Below are 25,889 nucleotides of genomic sequence, written 5' to 3' on the forward strand. Positions count from 1 at the left end.
GCTCCGGGTGACGATGCGCCCGTTGGCCAGCCGATGAGCTGGCCTTTTTCATGCGCGCGCATCATGCTTCACGCGATCGCCGATTACCCGCATAGCCGGCAACGGTGCGTTCCGTACCGTAGGTATTCACCCTAATCGTTTGCCTCTCTACACTGCATACATCGGTTGCAATCAATCGATCGAGATCGACAACGGATGTCGCAGTCAAACGCAGAGGTAGCCATGAAGAAATCGCTGATACAGACCATCGCCATTGCAATTGCAATGGCCACCACGGCACCGCTCGCCGCCCTCGCGCAAGCGAACAACCCCACGCCGGCAACGCGCGCGCAGGTGAGGCACGAACTCGTGCAACTCGAGAACTCCGGGTATTCACCGGCCGGCGGCAACATCGAGTTTCCAGACGATTTGCAGGCCGCCGAGGCACGATCCGGCGCGGCAACCGTCGCCGCCATGACGAACGCGTATGGCGGCAGGCCCGGGGGAACGACCGATGCCGGTTCACGCGTGGCGACTCCGCCAAAATCGCTTTACCTCGATAACGGGGCGTCGCTGTACGTTGGTGACTAACTCGTCCGCGGCCGGTGTGCAACTTCGCATCCTTCAGCCCCAATGGTCACCGCGCGCCGTCTATGGAAGCCAATGCGCGATGATCCGCCTCGAAAGTCGACGGCAGTTCCTCGCGCATGAAGGAGATCCACGTGCGGATCTTCGCGTCGACGAAATGCCGCGATTGATACAGTGCGTGGACGATGACCGGCTGCACGTCATAGCCGCGCAAGATTCTCGCCAGTGCGCCGGAACGCAAGCCGGGCAGCGCGACCGCTGCTGGCAAAATGCCGATCCCCAAACCGCTCCTGACTGCTGGCTCGAGCGCCTCAACGATATTGACGGCATAACGAGGTGCGCCGATCTCGACGGCGACGGGCGTATCGGCGCCGGAGAAGATCCATCTATTGAACGGAAACACCGGCGTTGCCAACTGAAGGCAGTGATGATGCCGGAGGTCATCGGGCGTCTTGGGTTCACCGTGAGCGGCGAGGTAGCGCGGCGATGCGCAAACCACGCCGGACGTACTTCCGAGTCGAATACTGATCAACCCCGAGTCCGGCAAACAAGGGGCGACCACGATCGATACGTCATAGCCTTCGACCAGTATGTCGGGCACGGTACCCGACAACGTGAGTTCGACTCGCAGTGACGGGAATTGCTCCTGATATCGCAACACCGTCGGCACCACGAGATGATGACCGAAGCTCGACAACGCATGCACGCGCAAGCAGCCTGAGGGATGCTGGCGAGCGGCGTTCGCCTCTGCCTCCGCTTCATCGATATTGTCCAAAATCTGCCTGCATCGATGAAAATAGCGCTCGCCTGCTTCCGTCAATGCGGTATGTCGCGTCGTTCTGTGCAGCAACCGAGAGCCTAGATGATTCTCCAGCGACGATACGGCGCGCGAAGTCACGGACGTTGTCAGATTGAGCTTGCGCGCCGCGGCCGCGAAGCCGCCCTCGACCGCAACCTTTGCAAAAATGCGCATACAGTGAAGTGTGTCCATAAACTGTGTCGTATCGGCGCTTCGCGAGACATGGGGGGAATGTCCAGCGGTGTGCTAGAGGGGGAAGGTGCGGCGCTTCTCAACGCGCCGAAACGCCCATTGCGCCCGGTAACGGGCCTACCCCAAAATGCTATCGTTAGCATAACATAAACGAGATCGTAAGGCGGCGTCCCGAGGCATGGATGCTGCCAAGCGAACTCAGCCCGAATCGGCTCGAGCCGTGGCCTGGTGATGATCGGTAGTAACCTGGGTGGAATGCTTGGAGAGGCTGCAAACGATGCCTACCAAGACGAACTGGTGGAGTTCAGTCGTTGGGCTTCGAAATAATGGGCGACAGCTATGTCGATGACATTGGCCGTCCCTGCAGCCTGTTCGACGGCGCCGAAACTCATCCCGCCACTTGGCGCCCGCACCGCCCTCGTTTTCTATCAGCTCGCGGAGAGGAACGCCGCAGCCTTGCCCGCCATCGTATCCCGCCCGTGATGATGCACGGCGTGATCGAGCAGGCCCTGGATACTTCCGCGCGTTTCCGACTGGCGCGCCGAGAACTTGAAGCCGGAACTCTGCATGTACTGCGCGCCGAAAGCCTTGAGCCGGGAAAAATAAGCCTCCCCGCTGCCGTAGGTTGCCCGATCCACCACTTCGCGACCGGTTACCTGCTCGTCCCTGAATAGATTGACCAGCGTCATCAGGCTGCCGCAAATGCCGGTGTTCAGGGTGAGCATCGGGATCAACGGGCTCGCGTCGCAGCCTTCCTGGAAGAAGGCCGTGAACTTGTCCACGTCGTGAATGATGCCGCCTTTGCTCGGATCCATGTTCGGCTGAAACTCCAGGCCACCCGCGCCCGGGTCGCGCTTGGCCAGCTCGCGCTCGTGCAGGTACAGTTCGCGCGCCTTGACGAGAAATGCGTGGATCTTGCTCTGCTCCCACAGCCGGAAGCAGAATTTCACCAGCCATTCAACGCCTGTGACGATGGCCGATACGAGGCTGCCGGCTCCCGGCAGGAACGAACTCAGCGCCATCGAGACGGCCCCCTTCAGCGTGGTCCACAGCCCCTGGAAAAGCCCCGCCTGCATTTCGCCCTCGAGCGCCGTTGCGATCAATTCCGGGTGTCCGGCGTTCAGTTCGATCCGGCGCCGCTCGAGCCAGGCGCCGACCTTTTCCGCCGCGGCACGCAAGGTTTTGATAATGCCCGCGCCCAGATCGATGGCCGCACCGACGAAAGGCGCCGCGCTCGCGAGGCACTGCGTGACCACCACCTTGATCAAGGAGCGGACGATACCGCCTGCAACGTTGAACGTGCTGGCCGACGTGCCGAGCAACGCGTTCTTGATCTTCTCGAAGGCCCAAGTGACTGCGCTTTCGATCTCGCGCCGCAGGTTGTTCAGCGTTTCCGTGACGGTCACGAGCGCCGCGCCCACCAGCGTGGTCGGCAGGACCCAAGGGTTCAGGAACAGCGCCGGATCCTCTTTGATCATCTCGAAGCCGGCTTGGGTGGTCGGGTACGTCCAAGTGACCTTGGATTTGATCGGACCGCTGCTCGCGTTGTCCATGGCGGGCCGGACGGTGCCGGTCTTTGCCCAGCGCCGCTCCCTCGTGGCGGCGTTGCTGATGCCGAAAGTCTCGTCGAGCGTCTTGCCTGCTCTCGGCGCCGATTTGGCGGCTGCCGAGCCCGCGCCGACGATTGCCCGCGCCGATACTTCGTGCCCCGCTACCGAGACATGTCGGGCGGCCTGCGTGGCGCTGTTCAGATGGCTCATGTTCGTCGCGAAGCCGGATCCGATGGCGCCGCCCACCGCGCCTACCCCTTCCATGGCGATGGTGAAGGCGTTCATGTCGACGTCGATGTTGCCCAGCAGGTAAAGCACTCCATAGCGAGAGTGCGGGATATCGAAAGACCGGATTCTGTCGCGCGCCGCCGCGGCCGACGGTTGCGGCGGTGCAACCGCTTTCGCTTGCTGGTGGATGTATTGCATGAGGCCGCCGCTTTCGGTGTTGCGCGGCACCTTTGACCAGTCACCCCCCTTCTCGGCCAGGTAGTCTTCGAGCGCGTCGCGCAACGTGGCGGCCTTGGCCCGGTCGAAGCGTGCGTTCCACCAGGCTGCGTATGCGGTATCGATGCGGACGGTGCTCGCACTGCGCGAACTGAGCGTCAGCGCGGTACGCCTGATCCACTCGCGCGAGCTGACGACTTCCAACGGTCCCTTTGCGCCCATGACTCGGTCTCCTGCGGTCTCCGAGTGGTTAATCCACCCTGGTTGTCGGCGCAGTATAGCAGTCACGCCAGACTACAACGAGGCGGCCCCTACACCGAACTCGACAACGTTTTCGCCGCGGCTTTGAGGCGGTTCGCCAACGTCTCCGGATCGCCGATTCGAGCCGTCGGGCCTGCGACCGAGATCGCGCCGCGAATCCGTTCTCCGATCATCACCGGCACGGCCACGCAAGTCAGCCCCTCGATCAACTCTTCGTCATCGAACGCATAGCCTTGCTTGCGGATCTGCGCCAGTTCCGCCTCGAGCTTAGCTTTCTCAACGATCGTCTTAGCGGTGAATCGCTCTAGCCCCTGATCGCAGATCCGTGAAAGCAGTTTTGCTTCCGTCGCGGCGAGCAGGACCTTGCCCACCCCCGTCGCATGCAGCGGTCCGCGCCAGCCGATCTGCGAAAACATGCGAATCGGATGCGGAGAATCGACCTTCGCGAGGTAGACGACGCGATCGCCGTCGAGCGCCGCAAAGTGGGCCGTCTCCCCCGTTTCGTTCACCAGGCGACGCAGCACCGGCGTGATGCGTTCCGCCAGCGCCGCCTGCGCGCCCACACCCGCGCCGCGAAAAAGCTCCGTTAGGCGGAAGCTGAGGCGATACGTCTTGTCGTCCTGAATGACCCACTCGCGCTGGCCCAACGTCTTGAGCAGCCGATAAACCGTCGCGCGCGGCAAATCCAGCGACTGCGCCATCTGACTGACGCCGAGGGGGATCTCCGAACCGGCCATCAGTTCGACGAGACGAATGGCGTGGTCGACGCTATTGACTGTCGCGATTTCTCCCATCTCCTCGCTCCTCAACGGTGAACGCAGACGAATACGCGTCACTTGCCCAACATCGGGCGAGCGACTATAGTGTTCTTTATTGATACTAACATGTTCACTATAGATACACAAGGAGATGACAATGAACGAGTCGAACATGGAGGCGCCGTGGATCGCTTCCGTCATCCAGGGCACCCCCGTTCCTTTCGATCAGCGCCGCACCTTGGCAAAGGTCGACGATCTGGTCGCCTCAGCGGTGTCCCGCAACGCCAAGCTCGTCGTTTTTCCGGAAGCGTTCGTGGGCGGCTATCCCAAGGGGCATGCGTTCGGCTCGTATGTCGGCGGGCGCAGCGACGAAGGAAGAGACGCTTACCGCGAGTATTGGGAATCGGCGATTGACGTGCCGGGGCCGTGCGTGGACGAACTTGCGGCTATCGCGGGGCGTTACGGCGTCCATTTGGTGATCGGCGTGATCGAACGCGATGCCGGAACCCTTTATTGCTGTGTCCTGTTTTTTGGACCGGCCGGCGATTTTCTAGGCAAGCATCGCAAGCTGATGCCCACCGGCGCCGAACGGCTGATCTGGGGTTATGGCGACGGCTCGACGATGCCCGTTCTGGATACCCCGCTCGGGAAACTCGGCGCCGTGATCTGCTGGGAGAACTACATGCCCATGATGCGCGCAGCCATGTACGCGAAGGGAATTCAGCTTTACTGCGCGCCGACGGCCGATTCGAGGCCCTCGTGGATCGCATCGATGCAGCACATTGCCGTCGAAGGCCGATGCTATGTCCTTGCCAGCAATCAGTTTCTCCGTAGAAGCGATTTCCCCGACACCTACGCGAGCCTGTTCGGAGACGATCCGGAAACGGTGGTGCAAGCCGGCGGAAGCTGCATCGTCGATCCGTTCGGACGCATTCTGGCAGGCCCCGCGTTCGGCGAAGAAGCCATTCTCACGGCGGAGATAGATTTGAAAAATATTGCGCGCGGTAAGTTCGATTTCGATGTGACGGGGCATTACAGTCGCCCGGACGTTTTTCGCCTGACGGTGGATGAGCGTCGTCAAGCGCCGGTGACCGTCATCGCTGCTGCCCACGAGCAACAAGCCCATTACGAGGATCGGCTCAAATGATCACGAAAGAAGACATTTCCGCGGCTGCGGAGCGCATCGCTCCCTACATTCGCACCACGCCCGTCATCCGGTTGGAGTCCGGCTGGTTCGACGTGTCCGGCGACACATTCCTCAAGCTCGAATCGCTGCAGGTCACGGGCTCGTTCAAGCCCCGCGGTGCATTCAATCGTCTGCTGAGCGCCGATCTTCCGCGCGCGGGCGTGATCGCGGCGTCGGGAGGCAACCACGGTATCGCCGTTGCCTATGCGGCGCAAAAGCTGGGCGTGCCGGCCGAGATCTATGTGCCGAGCCTTGCAACGGAACTGAAGCGCAACGTGCTGACGCAACTCGGCGCGCGGGTCGTCGTCGCCGGCAGCAACTATGTCGAGGCACTGGCGGCGAGCGAAGCGAGGGCAGCTGAAACGGGCGCATTGAAAGTGCACGCTTTCGACGATGCCGCGACGGTCGCGGGGCAAGGCACCCTTGCAATCGAGCTCGACGCGCAGGTGCCGGATGTCGATACCGTGCTCGTTTCCGTTGGCGGCGGCGGCTTTATCGGCGGTATCGCCGCGTGGTTCGCCGGGCGCGCGAAGATCGTCGCCGTCGAACCGGAGCGATGTCCGACGTTCAATCGCGCGTTGTTCGCTCGCGCCCCCGTCGATGTCGAGACGGGCGGCATCGCGGCGGATTCTCTCGGGTGCCGCCGCATCGGCAACGTGCCGTTTTCCGTTCTTCTTCCGGCCGTGCACGACTCGGTGCTGGTGTCGGACGAGCAGATTCGGGAAGTGCAAAAGGTGCTATGGGAAAAGCTCAGGATCGTCTCGGAACCGGGCGGCGCAACCGCCTTCGCCGCACTCGTTTCGGGCGCTTACGTGCGCTCGCCCGGGGAGAAAGTCGCGGTCGTGATCTGCGGAGGCAACGCCGATCCGGCGTCGATCGCTTGAGAAACGAACAAGCGTTGCGCACGATAAGCGTCGTGCGCAACCGCCAGGGCTAACCGCTGACGTGACAATAGGCTTCCAGCCGATACCCGTCGGGATCGATCACGAACGCGGCGTAATACCCGGGCGAGTAATCGGGGCGGATGCCCGGCGCGCCGTTGTCCTGCGCGCCGGCTGCGATCGCCTTCGAATGGAACGCATCCACGCTCGCGCGCGTCGGCGCGATAAAACAGAAGTGCAGGCCCGATTGCATGTCGGGCGCAACGGGGCTCGCGGACGGGGAAATCCAAAGCTGCACGGAGTCCGCCCCGTAGCCTAGCAATTCCGATTCCGCGCGCAGGCAGCGATAACCGAGCGTGCCGAGCACCGAATCGTAGAACGCTTTCGTCTTCGCGAGATCTCGCACGCCGATCGATACATGGTCCAACATGTCCTTTCTCCTTCGTCGAGGGATTCGAATAACGGAGCCACGATTTTCCGACAGGCACCTGCAAGCGTGCTTTGCAAAAATTGCGCCGCGTCGGTTCCTCGGTTCCTCGGTTGCGTCGCTTACTGCGCGATTTCTACGCGGTCGCCCGCGGTCGTAGCCGCCGTATCGCCGCCGCGTGTTCAGGACACTCGACCGACAGCCTTTCGACGTCGGCTAGCTCGAAATCGGCAAATTCGAATCCGGGCGCGACCGTGCAGCCGACGAGTGCGAAGCCGGCGGCATTCGCTTCGGGCGCGAGCGCGGAACGCTCAGCGGCGAACCAGCAGCCGGATGGGACAATCACTTGGAAGTCGGCGTCGTCTCGCGTCAAGGCGTTGCCGAGCCGATGCGTGCTCAGGTGATGCTTCGCGTCGATGACATGCACGTCGATCGGATCGCCTGCATAGAAATGCCAGACCTCGTCGGACCGAATCCGATGCCAGGCCGAATAAGCGCCGTCGCACAGCATGTAGTAGATGCAAGTCGATGCCGACCGCGCAATCCCCCCGCTTTCGTTGCCGGGGGCCGCCGGCCCGAGGATTCGTGCGACGCGCGCCGAATCGCGATGCGTTTCACGGTAGTAGCCGCCCTCCGGATGCGGTGCGAGTCCGAAGCGGTCGATCAGGCGTTGCTTGACTTGATGGGTGGGATTCATGACTCATTCCGGAGCATACAGTGTCGATTCGTCGAATTGCTCGGCCGCGAGCACGCGCCCGACGAGAATCAACGCGGTGCGGGCGATGTCCGTTTGCGCCACCTTGCCGACGATGTCCGCCAGCGTGCCGGTCACGCGCTCTTCGTCAGGCCAACTGGCCCGATACACGACGGCGATCGGGCAGTCGTCGCCATAATGCGGCCGCAATTCGTCGACGATCCGCGCGAGATGCCGCACGCCGAGATGGATCGCCATCGTCGCGCCGTGGCGAGCGAGATCGGCGAGATGCTCGCCTGCGGGCATCGACGTCTTCGTCGCATAACGCGTGAGAATAACCGTTTGCGACACCCCCGGCAGCGTCAGCTCGCAACCGAGCGTGGCCGCGCATGCTGCCGTGGCAGTCACGCCCGGCACGATTTCGTAGGGAATGTTCGACGCCCGGATTCGGCGGATCTGCTCGCCGATCGCACCATACAACGACGGATCGCCTGAATGCACGCGCGCGACGTCTTGCCCTTTGGCATGGGCCTGCACCAGCAGAGCCACGATCGCATCGAGGTCGAGATCAGCCGTGTTCACGACGAGTTCGGCCGTATGCTCGGCCAGCACCGCGTCCGGCACCAGCGAACCTGCGTACAGGATCACGGGGCAACTGCGGATCAAGCGCTGCCCTTTGACCGTGACGAGTTCGGGATCACCGGGGCCTGCGCCGATAAAGTACACCGTCATGCTTCGCTCCGTGGTGGGACGGGCCGGATTATCCGGACAACGTTTTCCGTACGCAACGTTTCGAGCGCGGCCAGCAGCGCATCCGCGGTTTCGAAGGTTCGATCGACGTTCGGCAAAGCCGGACGTTGCAGCATGATGACCGGCACGCCGCGCTCGCGCGCCACCTCGAGCTTCGCCTCCGTGGCCGCCCCGCCGCTGTTCTTGCTGATCACGACATCGAACCGGTGTTGCTCGAACAAGGTTCGCTCACCGTCCAACGTGAACGGGCCTCGTGCGCCGATGACGCGCGCCCGCTCGTTGCCCGGATGTTCGTCGAGACAACGGATCGTCCAATATTGATGCGCGGGAATTTCGCCGAGATGCGACAGCGGCGCTCGTCCGAGCGTGAACAACGGGCGAGTGAACGCCGCCATCGCGGCAACGAGTTCGTCCCATCCGTCGACGAATCGCCAATCGTCGCCGGCCCGAGCTTCCCAGGGCGGCCGGCGCAGCGCCCAGCACGGCACGCCTGCGAATCCGCACGCCGCTGCGGCATTCGCGCTGATCCGCGCGGCGTAGGGATGCGTCGCATCGACGACCAAGCCGATATGCTCGGCTTCGATATAACGAGCGAGCCCTTCTCCACCCCCGAAGCCGCCGACGCGGACCTCGCACGGCAAATCGCCGGCAATCTTGCCGAACCCCGCAAGGCTATAAACATCGCCGGCACTCAACCGGCGCGCGATCTTCAATGCATCGCCGGTGCCCCCGAGAAGCAAGATGCGCATCACCGCGCGACTCCCACGAACCGCCCTTCGCGATCGATCGCGAACACTTCCACCGCTACCTCGGGTGGAACGATGGCGCGAGCGACGTCGCGTGCATGGCGGCAAACAGCGTCGCCCAACGCAACGCCGTGCGCCGTTGCCATCGCAAGCGCTTGCTGACTCGTGTTCGCGGCGCGGATCTCGGCTTGCAAGGCATCGCTGCCGCCTGCTTCGGCCGCCCATTGCGCGAGCAGCGGCAAATCGATGCTCGAATGGCTGCTGTGCAAGTCGAGATGTCCCGCGGCAAGCTTGCTGAGTTTGCCGAAGCCGCCGCATAGGCTGAGCTTCGCAACGGGCGCCCGGCGCAGGTGCTTGAGCACGGCACCGACGAAATCGCCCATCTCGATCAGCGCGATGTCAGGCAGGCCGTAGTGGGCGCGCATCGCGTCTTCGCTGGCGTTCCCCGTGCAGGCCGCGACGTGCATATAACCGTTCGCGCGCGCCACGTCGATGCCTTGGTGGATCGACGCGATATAGGCCGAGCACGAAAACGGCCGGACGATACCGGTCGTGCCGAGAATCGACAGCCCGCCGACAATGCCCAACCGCGGATTCATCGTCTTCAGAGCCAGCGCTTCGCCACCGGCCACACCGATCGTGACCTCGAACCCGCCCGCGTAACCGTGTTCCGCGGCGAGCTCCGTGAGGTGATCGGACATCATGCGGCGCGGCACCGGATTGATCGCCGGCTCGCCGACCGCCAAGGTCAAGCCTGCTCGCGTGACGGTACCCACGCCGGGCCCCGCGTGGAAACGAACGCCGGGCTCGGGACTGAGACGCACGCGCGCAAAAACGAGTGCGCCGTGCGTGACGTCAGGATCGTCGCCGGCATCCTTGATCGTCCCCGCCTCGGCACCCGCGGCGCTGTCCGCCGCGTCGATCAAACGACAAAAGGTCAACGGCAGCGACACGCGCTGCCCTTTGGGGAGAACGATCTCGGCACAATCGCTGTCGACGCCAGCCAACAGCAGGCGTGCCGCCGCCAGCGACGTGGCGGTTGCGCAGCTTCCTGTCGTGTAGCCGCTGCGCAGCGGGCGCGGCTCGTCCGGGGTCTCTTCTCGCATCGTCACGTCGGCTCACTCGTTCGGCACGGGCTGCTCGGCGCCAGCCGCTTTGGTCGTCTCGTACAACGTGATCGGCAATGCCGCCCGCCAGGCGTCGAAGCCGCCGAGCGGCTGTGCCTCGCTGACCGCAATGCGCGTCAGCGTTCCGCCGTAACGATCACGCCATTGCACGAGCGCGGCCTCGCCTTGCAGCGTGACGGCGTTGGCCACGAGCCGTCCGCCTTCGCGCAAGCTCGACCAGCAGGCATCGAGCACGCCTGCCGCGGTTACGCCGCCGCCGATGAAGATCGCATCGGGCGCGGGCAACCCGCTCAACGCGTCGGGCGCGCGCCCTTCGACCAATCGCAGCGCGGGCACGCCGAGCGCATCTCGGTTGTGAGCGATGAATGCTTGTCTTCGAGGGTTCGACTCGATCGCAATCGCCTTGCAAGCGGGATGGGCGCGCATCCATTCGATCCCGATCGATCCGCATCCGGCACCGACATCCCACAGCATCGCCCCGGGAGCCGGCGCGAGACGCGCAAGCGTCACGGCGCGAACGTCGCGCTTGGTGAGTTGGCCGTCATTCAAGAAGGCGCCGTCGGGTAATCCGCTCGTCAACGGCAAGGCATGGCCGCCGTTCGTTCGGCACTCGAGCGCCACGATATTCAGGGGACCGACCGCTTCGTCCCGCCAGGTTTCCGCTCGCGCATCGATGCGGCGCTCGCGCGGGCCGCCGAGGTTTTCGAATACGGTCATCGGCGTCGGGCCGAATCCGCGTTCGTTCAGTAACGCGGCAATTTCGAGCGGTGATGTGCCGTCTCGGCTCAAGATCAGCACGCGCGTTCCCTCGCGTACATACGCATTGAGCGTTGCGAGCGGCCGTCCGACCAAAGAGACGGTGGCGACGCCTTGCAACGGCCATCCGAGGCGCGCAGCCGCGAAGGACAACGAGGACGGCCCGGGAATGATCCGCATTTGCGCCGGCGGGAACGCGCGCGCAAGCGTCGCGCCAACGCCGAACAGCATCGGATCGCCGCTGGCCAGCACGCAAACGTGCATGCCTTCGTATGCCGCGATACGGGTAACGTCGAACGGTGTGGGCCACGATTCTCGCCGCGCGCGAATGCGGGCCGGGAGCATCGCAAGGTGACGCTCTCCCCCGATCACGATCGCGGCATCGAGCAGCGCGCGCCGCGCCGCCCGCCCCAATCCGAAAAAACCGTCTTCTCCGATGCCGACCACCGTAAGCCAAGGCACCATCACTTCCTCGCCAGTCGTACTCGTTCCGATCACCGCTTGCCGCCGGCCCGCGGTATTCGCACCGTTGCAAACAGGGCATAATACTCGCTTTGCCGGCGCTCAGATCGTTCGCGCAAGCCACAGCCGGGCAGCATTTTGCCCGTCAGCGTTCCATTTGCCGGGGTAACGTGGCGGCCCGGCGACGCCAACTCCGTTGAATCTTGGGCTACCCTCCGTCTTCTTCGCTTCGGCCGTCGGCATGTCCCGCGCTTTCGCGCATCGTCGCCGCGCGCGACGGCGGGCTATGCCGCATCAAACTGCCCGGCGGGAAGCTGCACGCGCGGCAAGCGCTGGCGATTGCCGATGCGGCCGACCTCCATGCGTCGGGTCTCGTGGAACTGACGAATCGGGGCAATCTGCAGTTGCGCGGCGTCAAAGCCGGCGATGAAACGCCGCTCAGCCAGCGGCTGTCCGATGCCGGGCTCGGTCCCCGCCTCGGCGCCGCGGAATCCCTCGATCCGGTGCTGGCCGCGAAGCAAGCGGCGATTGCCGACGACGCACGCAATCTGCTGCTGAGCCCAACCGCTGGTCTCGACGTCGATGCGTTGCACGACACGGTGCCGCTCGCGGAACGGATCCTCGCGCTGCTGCAAAGCGAGCCGCGCGTTGCCGAGCTCTCCCCGAAATTCTCCGTGTTGCTCGACGGTGGCGAACGACTGGCAGCGCTCGATCATCCGCACGACGTTTGGTTCGCGGCCATGCCGCCCGCGGCGCGCGTCCCGGGCGAAGCGCGGTTTGCCGTCGGTCTCGCGGGGCAGCCGTCGGCGCACGGCGGCGATGCGCTCGCCGCGGTACGGGCGGACGATATCGTCGCCTTGATGCGGGCGCTGTTGCATACGTTCCTCGATCTGGCCGCTCGCGACGAAAATCGCATGCGCGACCTGCTGCGCTCGCACGATCGCCACGCGGTGCTCGCGCACGCCGCGGCAAAGGCCGGCATCGATCTGCAGCGGGGCTCGGATATCGAGACATGGCGGCGCGCGCCCACAGATTCGGCTCGGCGATTCGGCGCCCACGCGCAAAGCAATGCCGGTTTCTGGCACGTTGGGGGGCAACCGCCGCTAGGACGCCTTGGTACGGCGACGCTGCGGGGGCTGGCCGAACTTGCGTCCGCGCTCGGCGACGGCTCGCTGCGATTGACCCCTTGGCAAGGCGTATTGATGCCGAACGTCGGTGAGCGGGCCGTGCCGCAAGCTCTGGATGGGCTTCGCTCGCTCGGTTTCGTGCTCGATGCGAAAGCCCCGGTCGCACGCCTCATTGCTTGCGCGGGATCGACCGGATGCGTGAAGGGGATGGCCGATACCAAAGCCGATGCGCTAGCGCTGGCCGAGCAGCTTCCCGCCGGCATCGAAGCCCATCTGAGCGGATGCCGGCGTTCGTGCGCGGCCGCGCATTGCGCGCCCTATACATTGCTGGCCGTGGCACCGGCTCGCTACGACCTCTATCGCCGAAGGCAAGCGGCCGATAGCGAACGTTCGTCGCCACTGCTCGACGGTGCCGCACGCTTCGGCGAGCGCATCGGCATCCATTTGACCATCGAAGAGGCCGTGACATGTCTTCGCGAAGCGGCCGGAGTTCAAGTTCCATGATCGACTACGTCCGCGACGGACAAGCCATCTACCGCCAATCGTTTGCAACGATCCGAGCTGAAGCGGATCTCTCCGGCGTGCCGCCGGATCTCGAGAAACTCGTCGTGCGTGTCATTCATGCGTGCGGAATGGTCGATATCGCCCAATCGATACGCTTCTCGGAAGGTGCCGGCGCGGCGGGCCGCCAGGCTCTGGCAAACGGCGCGCCGATTCTTTGCGACGCCCGCATGGTGGCCGACGGGGTAACGCGCGCGCGGCTGCCCGCGTTAAATCCCGTGCTGTGCATGCTCGGCGAGCCCACCGTGCCCGACCTCGCGCGAACGATCGGCAACACACGCTCCGCGGCCGCGCTCGAGCTCTGGCGCCCGTGGCTCGAAGGCAGCGTCGTCGCGATCGGCAACGCGCCGACGGCCCTCTTCTACTTGCTCGACATGCTCGACGCCGGCGCACCGCGCCCCGCGCTGATCCTCGGCTTTCCCGTCGGTTTCGTGGGCGCGGCGGAGTCGAAGGCCATGCTGGCGGCCGATAGCCGCGGCGTCCCCTACGTGATCGTCGAGGGCCGGCGCGGCGGCAGCGCCATGGCCGCCGCGGCCGTCAACGCACTCGCATCGGAAATCGAATGATGAATCACCGTGGACATCTCTATGGCATCGGCGTCGGCCCGGGCGACCCGGAGCTCCTGACGCTCAAAGCGCTGCGCCTGCTGAAGGCCGCGCCCGTCGTCGCGTACTTCGTCGCAAAGGGCAAGAAGGGCAACGCGTTCAGCATCATCGAAACGCACCTCGCCGAAGGGCAAATTCGGCTGCCGCTCGTTTATCCGGTGACGACGGAGACGCTCGAGCCGCCGCTGTCCTACGAAGCCATCATCGCGGACTTCTACGATACCGCCGCAGGCGTCGTCGGCGCGCATCTCGAGGCTGGGCGCGACGTGGCCGTCGTCTGCGAAGGCGATCCGCTGTTCTACGGTTCGTATATGTATCTGCACGATCGGCTCTCGCCCGAGTTTTCGGTCGAAGTCGTGCCGGGCGTCTGCTCGATGCTCGGCGGGGCTGCCGTGCTCGGCACGCCGCTCGTCTATCGGAATCAGAGCCTCTCGATCCTTTCCGGCGTCATGACCGAAGAGGAACTGAAGCGCAAGCTCGCGGATACCGATGCCGCCGTCATCATGAAGCTCGGACGCAATTTCGATAAGGTCCGCCGCGTGCTCGACGAGCTCGGGCTCGCCGGCCGTGCGCGCTATGTCGAGCGCGCCACGATGCTCAATCAGCGAATCGTGCCGCTGGAAGACGTCGATCCGATGGCGTCGCCCTACTTTTCGCTGCTGATCGTGCCGGGGCAAAAATGGCAGGGGTGATCGCCGCACCCGCGATCGTCGTGCTCGGGCGCAGCGCGTTGGGCACCGCCCGGCGCATTCGCGCCGCGTGTCCCGGCGCACTGATTCACGGGCTTCAAACGCGGGTCGAAGGCGAAACCGACCGCAGCTATGCGCACCTGAGCGAGCATCTACGAATGCTCTATGCGCAGGGCACGCCGATCATCGCGCTCTGCGCAGCGGGCATCGTCATCCGCTGCATCGCGCCGATGCTGGCCAACAAAGGCATCGAGCCGCCCGTGCTGGCGGTGGCCGAGGACGGCAGTGCCGTCGTGCCGCTGCTCGGCGGGCTGGCCGGCGTCAACGTGCTCGCACGCGAAATCGCCCAAGCGCTGAGCGTCGCGCCCGCCATCACGACGAGCGGCGAACTGAGGTTCGGCACCTGCCTGCTCAATCCGCCCGACGGCTATCTTCTAGCGGACTTGGAGCAAGGCAAGCACTTCGTGTCCGATCTGCTCGCCGGCGAAACGGCGCGCATCGACGGCGAAGCGCCTTGGCTCGACGAAGCTCAAATACCGCAAGACGATGCCGCTCGGCTCACGATTCGGGTAACGCCGCGCGCATCGGATGGGCGTAAAGACGAACTCGTCATTCATCCTCGCAGCATCGTCGCGGCCATTCCCGAAGCAGGCCCGATAACTGCCGACATCGTCGTTGCGGCGCTGCGGGAGCACGGGTTTGCACCACAATCGCTGGCGGCGCTGCTCGCGCCTGCGGCTCGGATGAGCGACTTGGCCGTCGAAGCGGCGGCGCATGATCTGGGCGTCGTGCTGCGCTTTGCGGCTGGCAGCCCGAAAGACGTGGCGCAACTGCTCGCCGACTCGCTACCTACGAGTCACGAAGTCAGGACCTCGGACATGCATGGCATCGCGCTGGGCGTCGCTCGGGCTCCGATCGATGGGGACCGAATCGGTCGCCCGCGGGGGCGCCTCACCGTCGTGGGGCTCGGGCCAGGCAGCGCCGGCCTCATGGCGCCCGATGCACGCGCGGCGCTGAATGAAGCCACCGACGTGCTCGGCTACGAGACTTACGTGAAGATGGCCGGTCCGTTTCGCGCGGATCAACGTCTGCATTGCAGCGACAACCGAGAAGAGTTGCAGCGCGCGCGACACGCGTTCGCGCTCGCGTGCGAAGGACAGCGCGTCGTCGTCGTATCGTCGGGCGATCCCGGCGTTTTCGCCATGGCGGCCGCGGTGTTCGAGGCGCTCGATGCCAGCGACGACCCGAGCTGGAAAGCGATCGACCTGCGCATCGTGCCCGGCATCTCCGCGGCGATGGCGACGGCCGCGAAAGCCGGTGCGCCGCTCGGCCACGACTTCTGCATGCTGTCGCTCTCCGATAACTTGAAGCCGTGGAGCATCATCGAAACGCGGCTCGAACACGCAGCCGCGGCCGATTTCGTCATGGCGCTCTACAACCCGATCTCGCGCGCTCGTCCCTGGCAGCTCGACCGCGCACTCGAGATCGTTCGCAGCCGACGCGGCGCCGGCACGCGCGTCGTGCTCGGGCGTGACGTCGGCCGGCCGGGCGAGACGTTGACGACGACGACGCTCGGCGAATTGCAATCGTCGCAGGTCGATATGCGAACGATGGTCATCATCGGCTCGTCGACGACGCGCGGCATCGCAGGCGGGCCGCACGGCGAATGGATCTATACGCCGCGCTGGTACGAGGATGAGCGCCACGGCTAACGGCCTACGCGTGGCCTATGCCGACATGGCGATGTCCTCGGGCCGCAGGTAGTCCGCCTCCCATTCGCGGGCCAGCCGTTCCCATCGCCCCAGGGCCGCACGGCCGGTGCTGTCTCGTTCGCAGTCGACGATGACGATGCGATCGGCCGCGCGCGGCCGATCCGGGCGGTCGCGCGTGCGTCCGTCTCCGAGTATCCAGAGCACGCGTTCTCGCGCCGGTTCGCGCCGCTTGCACCGCTCGAGCAGCTTCGCGGCTGCGGCCATGCCGATCGACAACGAGGTGCCTCCGCCTCCGCCGATCGGCTCGACCCAACGTTCGTTCCACCAGCGCGGTATCGCCGGTCCGAATCGTAGATCGGCGCGGCCACCGCCGAAGCAGATCAGCGCGGCATGCACACGTTCGAGCGCGGCTCGATCGAAGCACGCCAGGATCAAGCCTTTCGCCTTCGATAAACGCTCGCCGCCCAGCATCGACGCCGAGCAATCGAGCAAGAAGCAATGCAAGGCGCCGCCGCCAGGGTCGTTCGGGAGGTAGCGCAGGTGGCTTTTGCGCAGCGGCGCGCGCCGCTTTTGCGCGAGCGATGCCGGCCACGCGATGTGGCGGCTCTTGCGCGCCGCCGCGGCGCGGCCGGCGGAACCCTCTGCGCCGGATGGCCATCGAAATCCGCTGCTCGAATCAACGGAGGCGCGCTTTCGATGGCTCAGCGTTTTTTTGTCGAGAGGGGGACCACGCCCTTGAAATGCGCAATGCCCACCTGCTCGGGCGGCAGGTAGCCCCAATCGGAAGCATCGCTGCTTGCCCCGTCGCCGCGTTCCCGGCCTTCAGGCGCGTGCGCGTCGCTCGGTGCTTTCTCGTCTCGAGCGCGCTGCGCTTGCATCGCAGGCTGCGTCGTCGAATCCGCCCGAGCGTCGCTCATCGGCTGCGCCGGTTCGCGCCTGCGATGCCGCAGCACGAGTTCCGCCACGCGTTCGACATGACCGGCGCTCACCATCGCGGCGGACTCCAAGGCCGCCAACGCGCGCGCGGCGCGCAGCATGACGAGATCGGCCCGCAGCCCATCGACGGCCGCGTCGATGCATCGCGCGGTGACGGCATCATGAACGGTGTCGGCAAAGGGCAACTCCGGCAACACCGCCCTCGCCTCGCGTATCCGCTGTGCCAATTGCTCCTGCGCCGGTGCATGGGACCGGCGAAACGCCTCCGGCTCCAAATCGAAAGCGATCCGCGCCTTGACGATGCGTTGCCTGATCTCAGGATCGAAGCAATTATCCAACTGCACCATCAAGCCGAATCGGTCGAGCAACTGCGGCCGCAGTTCCCCTTCCTCCGGGTTCATCGTGCCGATCAGGACGAAGCGAGCGAGGTGGCTATGAGAAATCCCATCGCGCTCGACCACGTTGACGCCGCTTGCGGCTGCGTCGAGCACTACGTCGACCAACGCATCGGCCAACAGATTCACCTCGTCGACATAGAGCACGCCGTCGTTCGCGCGCGCGAGCAAGCCCGGCGAAAACTTCACTTCGCCGCCGCGCAAGACTTCATCGAGATCGAGCGTGCCGACCACCCTGTCTTCGCTCGCGCCCAGCGGCAGCGTGACGAAACGGCCGTCGGGCAGCAATTCGGCGAGCGAGCGGGCCGCCGTCGATTTCGCCGTGCCGCGCGGGCCGCACACCAATACGCCGCCAATCGACGGATCCACCGCAACGAGCAACAGCGCCTCGCGCAATGCATCGTGGCCGACGATCGCGCTCAAAGGAAACGGCGGCGGCACGGCGCCGGATAGCGGTGCATTCGATCGATTCACGATGATCTCTCTTCCATGTGCTGCTCGGTCGCCAGCAGGTGTTCTTCGATCTGCTCGCGATAGGCCCCGGGCGCTTGCCACAATCCTCGGCCGATCGCTTCCAGCAAACGCTCGCAGACCGAATGGAGCGCATGCGGGTTGTGTTGCTGCATGAACCCGCGCGTGTCCGGATCGTTCAGGTAGGCGTCGGTGACGAGCGCATATTGATGATCCGAAATCACGCGCGCGGTCGCGTCATAGCCGAACAGGTAATCGACGGTGGCCGCGATTTCCGCTGCCCCCTTGTACCCATGCCGCTTCACGCCGTCCAGCCATTTCGGATTGACGACGCGCGAGCGAATCACGCGGGCGATCTCTTCGCTCAACGGCCGCACGCGTGGCGCATCGGGATTGCTGTGATCCGCGTGATAGATCCGTGGCTGCTGCCCGGAAAAATGGCGAACCGCGGCCGTCATTCCGCCCTGAAACTGGTAGTAGTCGTTCGAATCGAGCAGGTCGTGCTCGCGGTTGTCCTGGTTCTGCAGCACGACGTCGATACCGGCCAGCCGCGTCGCGAACGCGCCAGGCGCGTGCTCGCCGGCGCTTGCCGATGCGTACGCGTACGCGCCAAACGCGCGATAGGCATCGGCCAGATCGGCATCGGTGTCCCACGATCCCGTATCGATCATCTGCTGCAACCCTACGCCATAAGCACCCGGCTTCGAGCTGAAGACGCGCCAGCCGGCCCGCTTGCGGGCCTCATTCTCGTCGAGCCCTTTCGCCATCCACACCTCGCGCTCTCGCAGCACGCGCGCGCGGATCGGGTTGATGTCGTCGGGTTCGTCGTCCAGTTCGGCAACGGCCTGCACGGCCGCGTCGAACAGATGCATGACGTTCGGGAAAGCGTCGCGGAAAAAGCCCGACACGCGCAGCGTCACGTCGATGCGCGGCCGTTCGAGCACGCCGGCCGGCAGAATCTCGAAGTCGGTGACGCGATGGCTGCCGGGCGCCCATTTCGGGCGCACGCCGAGCAGCGCCATCGCTTGCGCGATATCGTCACCGCCCGTGCGCATCGTAGCCGTGCCCCAGATCGACAGACCGATCGCTCGCGGGTAGTCGCCATGCTCCTGTAAGTGTCGTTCCAGCAATTGACGCGACGATTTCAGGCCCAAGGCCCAGGCGGCTTGCGTCGGGATCGCGCGCGTATCGACCGAATAGAAGTTGCGGCCGGTCGGGAGCACGTCGGGCCGGCCGCGCGACGGCGAGCCGCTCGGCCCCGGCGGCACGAAGCGGCCTTCGAGGCCGCGCGTCAGGTGCCGCAATTCTTCGGAGCCGCATGCATCCAGACGCGGCGCGAGATCGAAGCGGATGCGATCGAGCACCTGGGCGGCGTGCGGAAGCTGGTGCAACGGCAGGCCGTCGGCGGCATTTTGCAGGACATGGCCATTCGTATCGACATCGGCATCGACATCGACATGGGCATCGACGTGGTCAACGTCATCGCCTTCGCAAACGCTCTGCAACAACTGCTGCGCAAGCAACTCCAGCCGTTCCCGCGTGTCGCCGTTGTGACGCCAGGCAGTGTCGCTGACCTGCTCGAGCAGTGCCGGACGCGGCCCCGTCCACGGCATGGACCAGTCCGCCGTCAACGGATCGAATCCGTGATCGAGTTGCAGGTCCTTGGCTAGTGCATCGATCAGGCCCGCATGCCGGCCGCGCCCGTCTCCAATCGGAAAACGCGCGAGCGCGAGCAGCGTATCGCGCCGTTCGCGCCCCCTCGGCGAGCGCCCGAAGATATGCAGACCATCGCGAATCTGCGCTTCTTTCAGTTCACACAGCCATGCATCGACGCGCGTGAGCAGCGCGTCTTCCTCGTCCTGCCTGCTGGGCTTCGCGAGACTCAGTTCCTCGTGGAGACGATGCTCGACGATCGTTTGCAGAATCGTGCCGCGCAGCAGCTTCGCGCGGCGCGCGTCGACCATCAGCGCTTCGTAGTACTCGTCGACCTGCCGTTCGAGATCCTGCAGCGGACCATAGGACTCGGCGCGCGTGAGCGGCGGCATCAGATGATCGATGATGACGGCCTGCGCGCGCCGCTTCGCTTGGCTGCCTTCTCCCGGGTCGTTGACGATGAACGGGTACAGATGCGGCATCGGGCCGAGCGTGAGGTCGGGCCAGCAGCGATCGCTGAGCGCCACGCTCTTGCCCGGCAGCCACTCGAGGCTGCCATGCTTGCCGACGTGCACGACGGCATCGACGCCGAAGACCTTGCGCAGCCAGAAATAGAAGGCGAGATACGCATGCGGAGGAACGAGATCCGCGTCGTGATAGCTTGCGTAATCGCCGTCCATGCGCGAGCGCGACGGTTGAATGCCGATGAAAACGCGGCCGCAGCGCCATCCCGCGATCATGAAGCGCCCGCGGCGAACCGTCGGGTCGCTCTGAGCGGGGCCCCAACGTTCGTTCAGCGCCTCGCGAATCTCGGCCGGCAGCGCCGCGAACGCTGCTCGATAATCGTCGAGCGACAAGCTCTGCAGCGCCGGACGCAAATCGCGGACGTCGGGGTCGTTCGTCACGCCTTGCGTCAGACGTGCCATCAGCGCGTCGCCGTCCGCCGGCAATGCGTCGAGGCGATAGCCGGCCGCGCGCAACGCCCTCAAGATCTCGATCACCGATGCCGGCGTATCGAGCCCAACGCCATTGCCGATTCGCCCCTCGCTGACGGGATAATTCGCAAGCACGAGCGCCAGGCGCTTTTCATCGTTGCGCAGCGTGCGCAGCCGGCACCAGCGACGGCTCAACTCGGCCACGAACGCGACACGTTCGGCATCGGGCTGATAGCGGACCACGTCGACTTCCGTGTGCGGACACCGATAGGCGAGGCCCTTGAAGCTGATCGCTCGCGTGACGATGCGGCCGTCCACTTCGGGCAGCGCAACGTGCATGGCGATATCGCGCGAATTGAGCCCTTGGCTGTCCTCCACCCAGTCCTCGCGGTTGCCGCCGCTCAGAATGACCTGCATGACGGGGGCATCGAGCCCGAACACCGGAAATCCGCCGTCTTCCGGTGTCGAAGCCGCGAATGCCGTCGTGTTGAGCACGAGCGCGACGTCGTGCTCGGCGCATAGCTGCATGACCAGTTCGTGGCTGATCGCATCTTTGAGCGAGGTGATGGCAATCGGCAGCGGATTGAGTTCGCGCGCTTCGAGCGCATCGATCAGCGCATCGAAGACGGCCGTGTTCGATGCTTGAAGATGAGCCCGATAAAAGAGAATCGCGACGACGGGCGCATCCGCGCGCCAGCGTGTCTGCCAATCGGCGATCGTCGGCCTGTCGTGCCGCGGATGATAAAGGGCGGCATTCGGCACGGATACCGGCAGCGGCGGCTCTTCGCCCCAGCCGAGCGCATGCCAGGCGATCGTTCGCAGGAACGCCTCGGCGTTGGGCACACCGCCTTCGCGCAAGTAGCGCCATAAGCGCCGGCAAAAGTCAGGGCTCGCCGTGCTCTGTGCGATCAGGTTCTCGTCTTCCTGCAAGTCGCCCGAGAACATGACGAGCATCTGCCCTTTGCGCCGCGCCAAATCGACGACGCGCTCGATCCCGTAAGGCCAATACGCTTCGCCGCCGAGATGATCGATGACGACGACTCGCGCATGCTGCAGGACATCGTCGACATAGAAATCGACGGACGCCGGTTGCCGCAAATACGTGACGTTCGTGAGCCGCAGGCTCGGGAATTCGGGCCCGAGCCGATCGACGACGCCGGCCAACAGCGACAGGGTGGTATCGGCCGAGCTCAGAACGACGATGTCGCCGGGGCGTTGATCGATGCGAACGACACCCGCCGTGTCATCGACGAAGCCACCCGGAACCGTCCGTAGCAAATGCATGCGAGCGTCGCTTCCGGCCGATCAAGCAGACGGCGCCGCAGCGGCCTGGGCGGCCAACGCTTCGTCGAACTCGCGCTGGAGCATCGCCACGTCGAGATCCTCGCCGATCAACACGAACTTGCTCGTGCGCGGTTCGTCGTCGCGCCAGCGGCGATCGAAATAGGTGTCGAAACGCTGCCCCACGCCTTGGATCACGAGCCGCATCGGTGCGCCGGGCAGCGCGGCGAATCCTTTCGCGCGATAGATCGTGTTGCTCTCGACGAGCCGCTTCAACGCGGTAATCGCCGCGTCGCGCGAGACCGGCGCTCCCGAGACGACGACTGAATCGAAATCGTCGTGATGATGATCGGGGTCGTCCGCGGAACCATGATGATCGGGCCGTTCGTCGATGGTTTCTTCCGACGCCGAATTCAGCCCGAGCAGGACCGGAAGATCGAGCTTGCCGTGGCTGGCCGGCACGATTTTGACGTGCGGGGGAATGTCCTCGCGGATGAGCGCGCAGACCGATGCAAGCGAGGCTTCGTCGAGCAGATCCGTCTTGCTCAGCACGACGAGATCGGCCGCGCCGAGCTGATCTTCGAACAATTCATGCAGCGGCGACTCATGATCGAGATTCGGGTCGCTTTTGCGTTGTTCGTCGACGGCCCGTGGATCGTCGGCGAACTGCCCGCTCGCAGCGGCGGGCCCGTCGACCACGGTGACGACGGCATCGACGGTGAAGCTGTTGCGGATCGAGGGCCAGTTGAATGCTTGAACCAACGGCTTCGGCAGCGCCAGGCCCGACGTTTCGATCAAGACGTGATCGATCGTCGAACGCCGCTCGACCAGCGCCTCCATGACCGGGAAGAACTCTTCCTGCACGGTGCAGCACAAGCAGCCGTTCGCGAGTTCGTACAATTGGCCTGCCTGCTCCGAGCCCGCTTCATCGCAGCCGATGCCGCAGCCTTTGAGGATTTCGCCGTCGATGCCGAGTTCGCCGAACTCGTTCACGATGACGGCGATTCGCAGGCCGCCTGCTTGGGACAAAATATGGCGCAGCAGCGTAGTTTTGCCGCTGCCGAGAAAACCCGTGATGACGGTCACGGGGATCTTGCGCATCGAAGTCGACATAATCGGGGGCGTGAAGAAGCAACGGTAGATGGACAGCGCGCCGCCTACCCGCAGCGCGTGTCGTCTTCTCCGGCCGGTATCCGGGCTGGCGAAAGCACCGCTTCACCTTCCCACGCCGCCGTTCAGGCTCGAGCGCAGTGGTATTGCACATGCATGCCGATGCATGTCGAAGCCGGCCTTGCATCGCAGGAATGCGACACATTCGCTTACCGTTGCGGGGGCAGCACAGGTAGGCCCAGCCGCGACGCGCTGTCGTGCCGAACCGCTGTTTCCCGTTTAACTGCGCATGTCCGAACGCATGCGCGAGCACCAGATTAGTCGCGAGTGTAGGTATATGGGATCGACGCGTCAAGGACGAAGCGCAGACGAAAATCGGCGCCGAGGCTGGCACTCCCCGCGATCCGTGAGAGCCGGCCGTTGCCGAATCGGTGCTCGGCGAGGCCGCTGTGGTATCTTCGTTTCCCTTCACGCGGGCCTCGACCAACATGCGATCACTGACGATCGGCCTCGGGTTCCGGCGCGGCGTCACGGCCTCGCAAATCGCTGCGGCAGTCCGTGCGGCGCTGGAATCGCTGCCCACGCCGCGCACGATGGCCGATGTCGCCTGTGTCGCGACGCTCGAATCGAAGGCGCGCGAGCGCGAGCTCGTCGTCTTTTGCGAGCGCCATCGCCTGCCGCTCGTCGCCTTTTCGGCGCAAGACATTCAGGCATGCTTTAGCGAACGCCGCTCGCTGCGCGGCTCGACCATCGTGCAAACGCATACAGGGGTCGAAGGCGTATGCGAGCCGTGTGCGCTGTTGGCCACCCCCGGGGGCATGCTCGTGCGAAGCAAGCTCGCGTTCGGCGGCGTCACGGTCGCCATTGCCGCCGCTGAGAAACAGGATCGAGATCAGGACCGAGAATCGGACCCGTCAAGGGCAAGGACATCATGAAAACCGACAATGAATCGCATCTGCGCATGACGCAGCGGCGCCGCGAAGGCCATGAGAAGAAGCAGGCGTCGGCAACGCTCGAGAAAGGCTTGCTGATCGTCAACACGGGCAACGGCAAGGGAAAGAGCACGGCCGCGTTCGGCATGGCCGTCCGGATGCTCGGCCACAACGAGCGCGTCGGCATCGTCCAGTTCATCAAAGGCGCGTTGCATACGTCGGAGCGCGATTTTCTCGGCGCACACGCGGCCTGCGATTTCGTCACGATGGGCGACGGCTATACGTGGAACACGCAGGACCGGGCAGCCGACATGGCTACCGCTCGCAAAGGCTGGAACGAAGCGGTAGCGATGATCGAGAGCGGCAATTATCGGATGGTGATCCTCGACGAGCTCAACACCGTCCTCAAGTATGAATATTTGCCGCTCGACGAAGTGCTCGGTGTGTTGACGGCCCGCGCGCCGATGCAGCATATCGTCGTCACGGGCCGCCATGCGCCCGACGCACTGATCGAAGCCGCCGATCTCGTCACCGAGATGCGGCTCGTCAAGCACCCGTATCGCGAGCAAGGCGTCAAGGCGCAGCGCGGCGTGGAGTTCTGACGATGCCGGCTTGCCCTGCCCTCGTCATCAGCGGCCCCGCGTCCGGACAGGGCAAGACGACGATCACCGCAGGCCTGGCGCAGCTGCATCGCGGGATGGGCCGCGACGTGCGCGTCTTCAAGACGGGCCCCGACTTTCTCGATCCGATGATTCTCGAGCGGGCGAGCGGCATGCCCGTGCACTCGCTCGATCTTTGGATGGTCGGCGAGCAAGGTTGCCGCCGGCTGCTTGCGGAAGCGGCCGAACAGGCGGACCTGATCTTGATCGAAGGCGTCATGGGGCTGTTCGACGGCACGCCCAGCAGCGCGGATTTGGCCGTGACGTTCGGCGTGCCTGTGGCCGCCGTGATCTCCGCGAAGGCAATGGCTCAGACGTTCGGTGCGCTCGCATTCGGGTTGGCGCGTTATCGGGCAGACGTGCGCATGCATGGCGTGCTGGCCAATCACGTCGGCTCGGAGCGCCACGCACAGATGCTGCGCGAGAGCTTGCCGTCCGATCTCCGGTGGCTGGGGCACCTCGCGCCCTCTGACCGGATTGCCTTGCCGGAGCGGCATTTGGGGCTGCATCAGGCGGGCGAGATCGATCGGCTCGACGAGCGCATCGCAGCCACGGCGCAGGCGCTGGCCGAGACGGCGCTCGCCGAGCTGCCCGCGCCGGTTTTCTTCGAACCGCAGAGCGTGCCGGCGCTACCGCGGCTGCTCGACGGGATGCACATCGCCATTGCGCGCGATGCGGCGTTCTCGTTCATCTACGCCGCTAACGTGAGCCTGCTGCAAGCGCTCGGCGCACGCGTCACGTTCTTCTCGCCGCTGGCGAACGAGGCGGTCCCTAGTGGGGCCGATGCCCTGTTCTTGCCCGGGGGCTATCCCGAGTTGCACGCGGCGACGCTTGCCGCCAGCACGGCAAGTGCCGAGACCATCCGCACTCATGCCGCGTCGGGCAAGCCGATCGTGGCCGAATGCGGCGGCATGCTGTACTTGCTCGAAAGCTTGACCGACGTGGAGGGTGTTCGCACGCCCATGCTAGGCGTGCTCGACGGACATGCGACGATGAGCAGGCGGCTCGGCGCACTGGGCATGCAGGCACTCGATACGAGGCATGGCGCAATGACGGGGCACACGTTTCACTACTCGAGCATGACGACCGGCATGCGCGCGGAACGGCACGCGATCCGGCAGCAAACGCAAGCTGCCGGCGAGCCGGTATTTCGCTCGGGGGCGATCACGGCGACTTACCTGCACGGCTATTGGCCGTCCAATCCCGTGCTGACGGCCGCGTTG

The 25,889-nt window shown here is 64.9% G+C and carries 23 protein-coding genes and 1 riboswitch; of the genes, 10 read left to right on the forward strand and 13 right to left on the reverse strand.

What is annotated here, in order from left to right; all coding sequences use genetic code 11:
* Positions 1-222: 222 nt before the first annotated feature.
* The gene (locus ACTHNZ_RS03785) at positions 223-570 is read left to right on the forward strand and encodes a DUF4148 domain-containing protein (protein ID WP_440541157.1); all 348 of its coding nucleotides are present in this window, start codon (positions 223-225) and stop codon (positions 568-570) included.
* Between the two features lie 46 nt (positions 571-616).
* Here ACTHNZ_RS03785 and ACTHNZ_RS03790 read toward each other — a convergent pair whose 3' ends face one another.
* From ACTHNZ_RS03790 to ACTHNZ_RS03800, 3 genes are all read right to left on the reverse strand, one after another.
* Positions 617-1,558, reverse strand: coding sequence for a LysR family transcriptional regulator (locus ACTHNZ_RS03790; RefSeq protein WP_440541158.1), 942 nt, complete (start codon positions 1,556-1,558; stop codon positions 617-619).
* Positions 1,559-1,986: 428 nt separating this feature from the next.
* The gene (locus tag ACTHNZ_RS03795; RefSeq protein WP_440541159.1) at positions 1,987-3,618 is read right to left on the reverse strand and encodes a hypothetical protein; all 1,632 of its coding nucleotides are present in this window, start codon (positions 3,616-3,618) and stop codon (positions 1,987-1,989) included.
* A gap of 245 nt (positions 3,619-3,863) precedes the next feature.
* Positions 3,864-4,607 (reverse strand): IclR family transcriptional regulator, encoded by a 744-nt coding sequence (locus ACTHNZ_RS03800; protein WP_440541160.1) that lies wholly within the window; start codon positions 4,605-4,607, stop codon positions 3,864-3,866.
* A 121-nt stretch (positions 4,608-4,728) separates the two neighbouring features.
* Between ACTHNZ_RS03800 and ACTHNZ_RS03805 the strand changes: the two genes are divergently transcribed.
* Both ACTHNZ_RS03805 and ACTHNZ_RS03810 read left to right on the forward strand, forming a co-directional pair.
* Entirely contained in the window at positions 4,729-5,718 is a 990-nt protein-coding gene (locus ACTHNZ_RS03805; RefSeq protein WP_440541161.1) for a nitrilase-related carbon-nitrogen hydrolase, read from the forward strand.
* Positions 5,715-6,641 (forward strand): threonine/serine dehydratase, encoded by a 927-nt coding sequence (locus ACTHNZ_RS03810; protein ID WP_440541162.1) that lies wholly within the window; start codon positions 5,715-5,717, stop codon positions 6,639-6,641. Before ACTHNZ_RS03805 ends, ACTHNZ_RS03810 begins: the two co-directional genes overlap by 4 nt.
* Positions 6,642-6,690: 49 nt before the next feature.
* Here ACTHNZ_RS03810 and ACTHNZ_RS03815 read toward each other — a convergent pair whose 3' ends face one another.
* From ACTHNZ_RS03815 to cbiE, 6 genes are all read right to left on the reverse strand, one after another.
* Entirely contained in the window at positions 6,691-7,068 is a 378-nt protein-coding gene (locus ACTHNZ_RS03815) for a VOC family protein (RefSeq protein ID WP_440541163.1), read from the reverse strand.
* 133 nt (positions 7,069-7,201) lie between these two features.
* Entirely contained in the window at positions 7,202-7,762 is a 561-nt protein-coding gene (locus ACTHNZ_RS03820; RefSeq protein WP_440541164.1) for a cupin domain-containing protein, read from the reverse strand.
* A 3-nt stretch (positions 7,763-7,765) separates the two neighbouring features.
* Positions 7,766-8,491 carry a precorrin-4 C(11)-methyltransferase gene (cobM, locus tag ACTHNZ_RS03825; protein ID WP_440541165.1) on the reverse strand — a complete coding sequence of 242 codons (726 nt, stop codon included), beginning with the start codon at positions 8,489-8,491 and terminating at the stop codon, positions 7,766-7,768.
* Positions 8,488-9,261, reverse strand: coding sequence for a cobalt-precorrin-6A reductase (locus ACTHNZ_RS03830; RefSeq protein WP_440541166.1), 774 nt, complete (start codon positions 9,259-9,261; stop codon positions 8,488-8,490). The genes cobM and ACTHNZ_RS03830 overlap by 4 nt, the downstream gene beginning before the upstream one ends.
* Positions 9,258-10,361 carry a cobalt-precorrin-5B (C(1))-methyltransferase gene (locus ACTHNZ_RS03835; RefSeq protein WP_440541182.1) on the reverse strand — a complete coding sequence of 368 codons (1,104 nt, stop codon included), beginning with the start codon at positions 10,359-10,361 and terminating at the stop codon, positions 9,258-9,260. The genes ACTHNZ_RS03830 and ACTHNZ_RS03835 overlap by 4 nt, the downstream gene beginning before the upstream one ends.
* Before the next feature lie 12 nt (positions 10,362-10,373).
* The gene (gene cbiE, locus ACTHNZ_RS03840; protein ID WP_440541167.1) at positions 10,374-11,603 is read right to left on the reverse strand and encodes a precorrin-6y C5,15-methyltransferase (decarboxylating) subunit CbiE; all 1,230 of its coding nucleotides are present in this window, start codon (positions 11,601-11,603) and stop codon (positions 10,374-10,376) included.
* A 200-nt stretch (positions 11,604-11,803) separates the two neighbouring features.
* On the opposite strand from cbiE, the gene cobG reads away from it, so the two are divergent.
* Genes cobG through cobJ form a run of 4 tightly spaced genes read left to right on the forward strand, consistent with a single transcriptional unit; the run spans position 11,804 to position 16,294 of the window.
* Positions 11,804-13,231, forward strand: a complete 1,428-nt coding sequence (cobG, locus tag ACTHNZ_RS03845) for a precorrin-3B synthase (RefSeq protein WP_440541168.1) — start codon at positions 11,804-11,806, stop codon at positions 13,229-13,231.
* Entirely contained in the window at positions 13,228-13,854 is a 627-nt protein-coding gene (locus tag ACTHNZ_RS03850) for a precorrin-8X methylmutase (protein ID WP_440541169.1), read from the forward strand. The genes cobG and ACTHNZ_RS03850 overlap by 4 nt, the downstream gene beginning before the upstream one ends.
* The gene (locus tag ACTHNZ_RS03855) at positions 13,851-14,585 is read left to right on the forward strand and encodes a precorrin-2 C(20)-methyltransferase (protein WP_440541170.1); all 735 of its coding nucleotides are present in this window, start codon (positions 13,851-13,853) and stop codon (positions 14,583-14,585) included. The genes ACTHNZ_RS03850 and ACTHNZ_RS03855 overlap by 4 nt, the downstream gene beginning before the upstream one ends.
* Positions 14,573-16,294, forward strand: coding sequence for a precorrin-3B C(17)-methyltransferase (cobJ, locus tag ACTHNZ_RS03860; protein WP_440541171.1), 1,722 nt, complete (start codon positions 14,573-14,575; stop codon positions 16,292-16,294). Before ACTHNZ_RS03855 ends, cobJ begins: the two co-directional genes overlap by 13 nt.
* 15 nt (positions 16,295-16,309) lie before the next feature.
* Here cobJ and ACTHNZ_RS03865 read toward each other — a convergent pair whose 3' ends face one another.
* The 4 genes from ACTHNZ_RS03865 to cobW form a co-directional block, all read right to left on the reverse strand.
* The gene (locus ACTHNZ_RS03865) at positions 16,310-16,798 is read right to left on the reverse strand and encodes a vWA domain-containing protein (protein ID WP_440541172.1); all 489 of its coding nucleotides are present in this window, start codon (positions 16,796-16,798) and stop codon (positions 16,310-16,312) included.
* A 197-nt stretch (positions 16,799-16,995) separates the two neighbouring features.
* The gene (locus ACTHNZ_RS03870; protein WP_440541173.1) at positions 16,996-18,099 is read right to left on the reverse strand and encodes an ATP-binding protein; all 1,104 of its coding nucleotides are present in this window, start codon (positions 18,097-18,099) and stop codon (positions 16,996-16,998) included.
* A complete protein-coding gene (gene cobN / locus ACTHNZ_RS03875; RefSeq protein ID WP_440541174.1) occupies positions 18,096-21,968 on the reverse strand; it encodes a cobaltochelatase subunit CobN in 3,873 nt (1,290 codons plus the stop codon). Before cobN ends, ACTHNZ_RS03870 begins: the two co-directional genes overlap by 4 nt.
* Before the next feature lie 21 nt (positions 21,969-21,989).
* The gene (gene cobW, locus ACTHNZ_RS03880) at positions 21,990-23,078 is read right to left on the reverse strand and encodes a cobalamin biosynthesis protein CobW (RefSeq protein ID WP_440541175.1); all 1,089 of its coding nucleotides are present in this window, start codon (positions 23,076-23,078) and stop codon (positions 21,990-21,992) included.
* A 54-nt stretch (positions 23,079-23,132) separates the two neighbouring features.
* A riboswitch (cobalamin riboswitch) is annotated at positions 23,133-23,407 on the reverse strand.
* A 156-nt stretch (positions 23,408-23,563) separates the two neighbouring features.
* On the opposite strand from cobW, the gene ACTHNZ_RS03885 reads away from it, so the two are divergent.
* The 3 genes from ACTHNZ_RS03885 to ACTHNZ_RS03895 all read left to right on the forward strand — a co-directional run.
* The gene (locus ACTHNZ_RS03885; RefSeq protein ID WP_440541176.1) at positions 23,564-24,010 is read left to right on the forward strand and encodes a cobalamin biosynthesis protein; all 447 of its coding nucleotides are present in this window, start codon (positions 23,564-23,566) and stop codon (positions 24,008-24,010) included.
* Positions 24,007-24,609 (forward strand): cob(I)yrinic acid a,c-diamide adenosyltransferase, encoded by a 603-nt coding sequence (gene cobO / locus ACTHNZ_RS03890; RefSeq protein WP_440541177.1) that lies wholly within the window; start codon positions 24,007-24,009, stop codon positions 24,607-24,609. Before ACTHNZ_RS03885 ends, cobO begins: the two co-directional genes overlap by 4 nt.
* Positions 24,610-24,611: 2 nt before the next feature.
* On the forward strand, positions 24,612-25,889 hold a 1,278-nt coding region (locus tag ACTHNZ_RS03895; protein WP_440541178.1), incomplete at its 3' end, for a cobyrinate a,c-diamide synthase.

The organism is Trinickia sp. (genome assembly GCF_051953955.1).
Lineage (GTDB): Bacteria > Pseudomonadota > Gammaproteobacteria > Burkholderiales > Burkholderiaceae > Trinickia.

Coding starts and splice junctions, on each gene's coding strand:
- ACTHNZ_RS03800 (WP_440541160.1), bottom strand. CDS start 4,607: ATGGGAGAAATCGCGACAGTCAATAGCGTCGACCACGCCATTCGTCTC.
- ACTHNZ_RS03835 (WP_440541182.1), bottom strand. CDS start 10,361: ATGCGAGAAGAGACCCCGGACGAGCCGCGCCCGCTGCGCAGCGGCTAC.
- ACTHNZ_RS03850 (WP_440541169.1), top strand. CDS start 13,228: ATGATCGACTACGTCCGCGACGGACAAGCCATCTACCGCCAATCGTTT.
- cobM (WP_440541165.1), bottom strand. CDS start 8,491: ATGACGGTGTACTTTATCGGCGCAGGCCCCGGTGATCCCGAACTCGTC.
- ACTHNZ_RS03885 (WP_440541176.1), top strand. CDS start 23,564: ATGCGATCACTGACGATCGGCCTCGGGTTCCGGCGCGGCGTCACGGCC.
- cobN (WP_440541174.1), bottom strand. CDS start 21,968: ATGCATTTGCTACGGACGGTTCCGGGTGGCTTCGTCGATGACACGGCG.
- ACTHNZ_RS03815 (WP_440541163.1), bottom strand. CDS start 7,068: ATGTTGGACCATGTATCGATCGGCGTGCGAGATCTCGCGAAGACGAAA.
- ACTHNZ_RS03785 (WP_440541157.1), top strand. CDS start 223: ATGAAGAAATCGCTGATACAGACCATCGCCATTGCAATTGCAATGGCC.
- ACTHNZ_RS03810 (WP_440541162.1), top strand. CDS start 5,715: ATGATCACGAAAGAAGACATTTCCGCGGCTGCGGAGCGCATCGCTCCC.
- ACTHNZ_RS03820 (WP_440541164.1), bottom strand. CDS start 7,762: ATGAATCCCACCCATCAAGTCAAGCAACGCCTGATCGACCGCTTCGGA.
- cobW (WP_440541175.1), bottom strand. CDS start 23,078: ATGTCGACTTCGATGCGCAAGATCCCCGTGACCGTCATCACGGGTTTT.
- ACTHNZ_RS03855 (WP_440541170.1), top strand. CDS start 13,851: ATGATGAATCACCGTGGACATCTCTATGGCATCGGCGTCGGCCCGGGC.
- cobJ (WP_440541171.1), top strand. CDS start 14,573: ATGGCAGGGGTGATCGCCGCACCCGCGATCGTCGTGCTCGGGCGCAGC.
- ACTHNZ_RS03790 (WP_440541158.1), bottom strand. CDS start 1,558: ATGGACACACTTCACTGTATGCGCATTTTTGCAAAGGTTGCGGTCGAG.
- cbiE (WP_440541167.1), bottom strand. CDS start 11,603: ATGGTGCCTTGGCTTACGGTGGTCGGCATCGGAGAAGACGGTTTTTTC.
- ACTHNZ_RS03805 (WP_440541161.1), top strand. CDS start 4,729: ATGAACGAGTCGAACATGGAGGCGCCGTGGATCGCTTCCGTCATCCAG.
- cobO (WP_440541177.1), top strand. CDS start 24,007: ATGAAAACCGACAATGAATCGCATCTGCGCATGACGCAGCGGCGCCGC.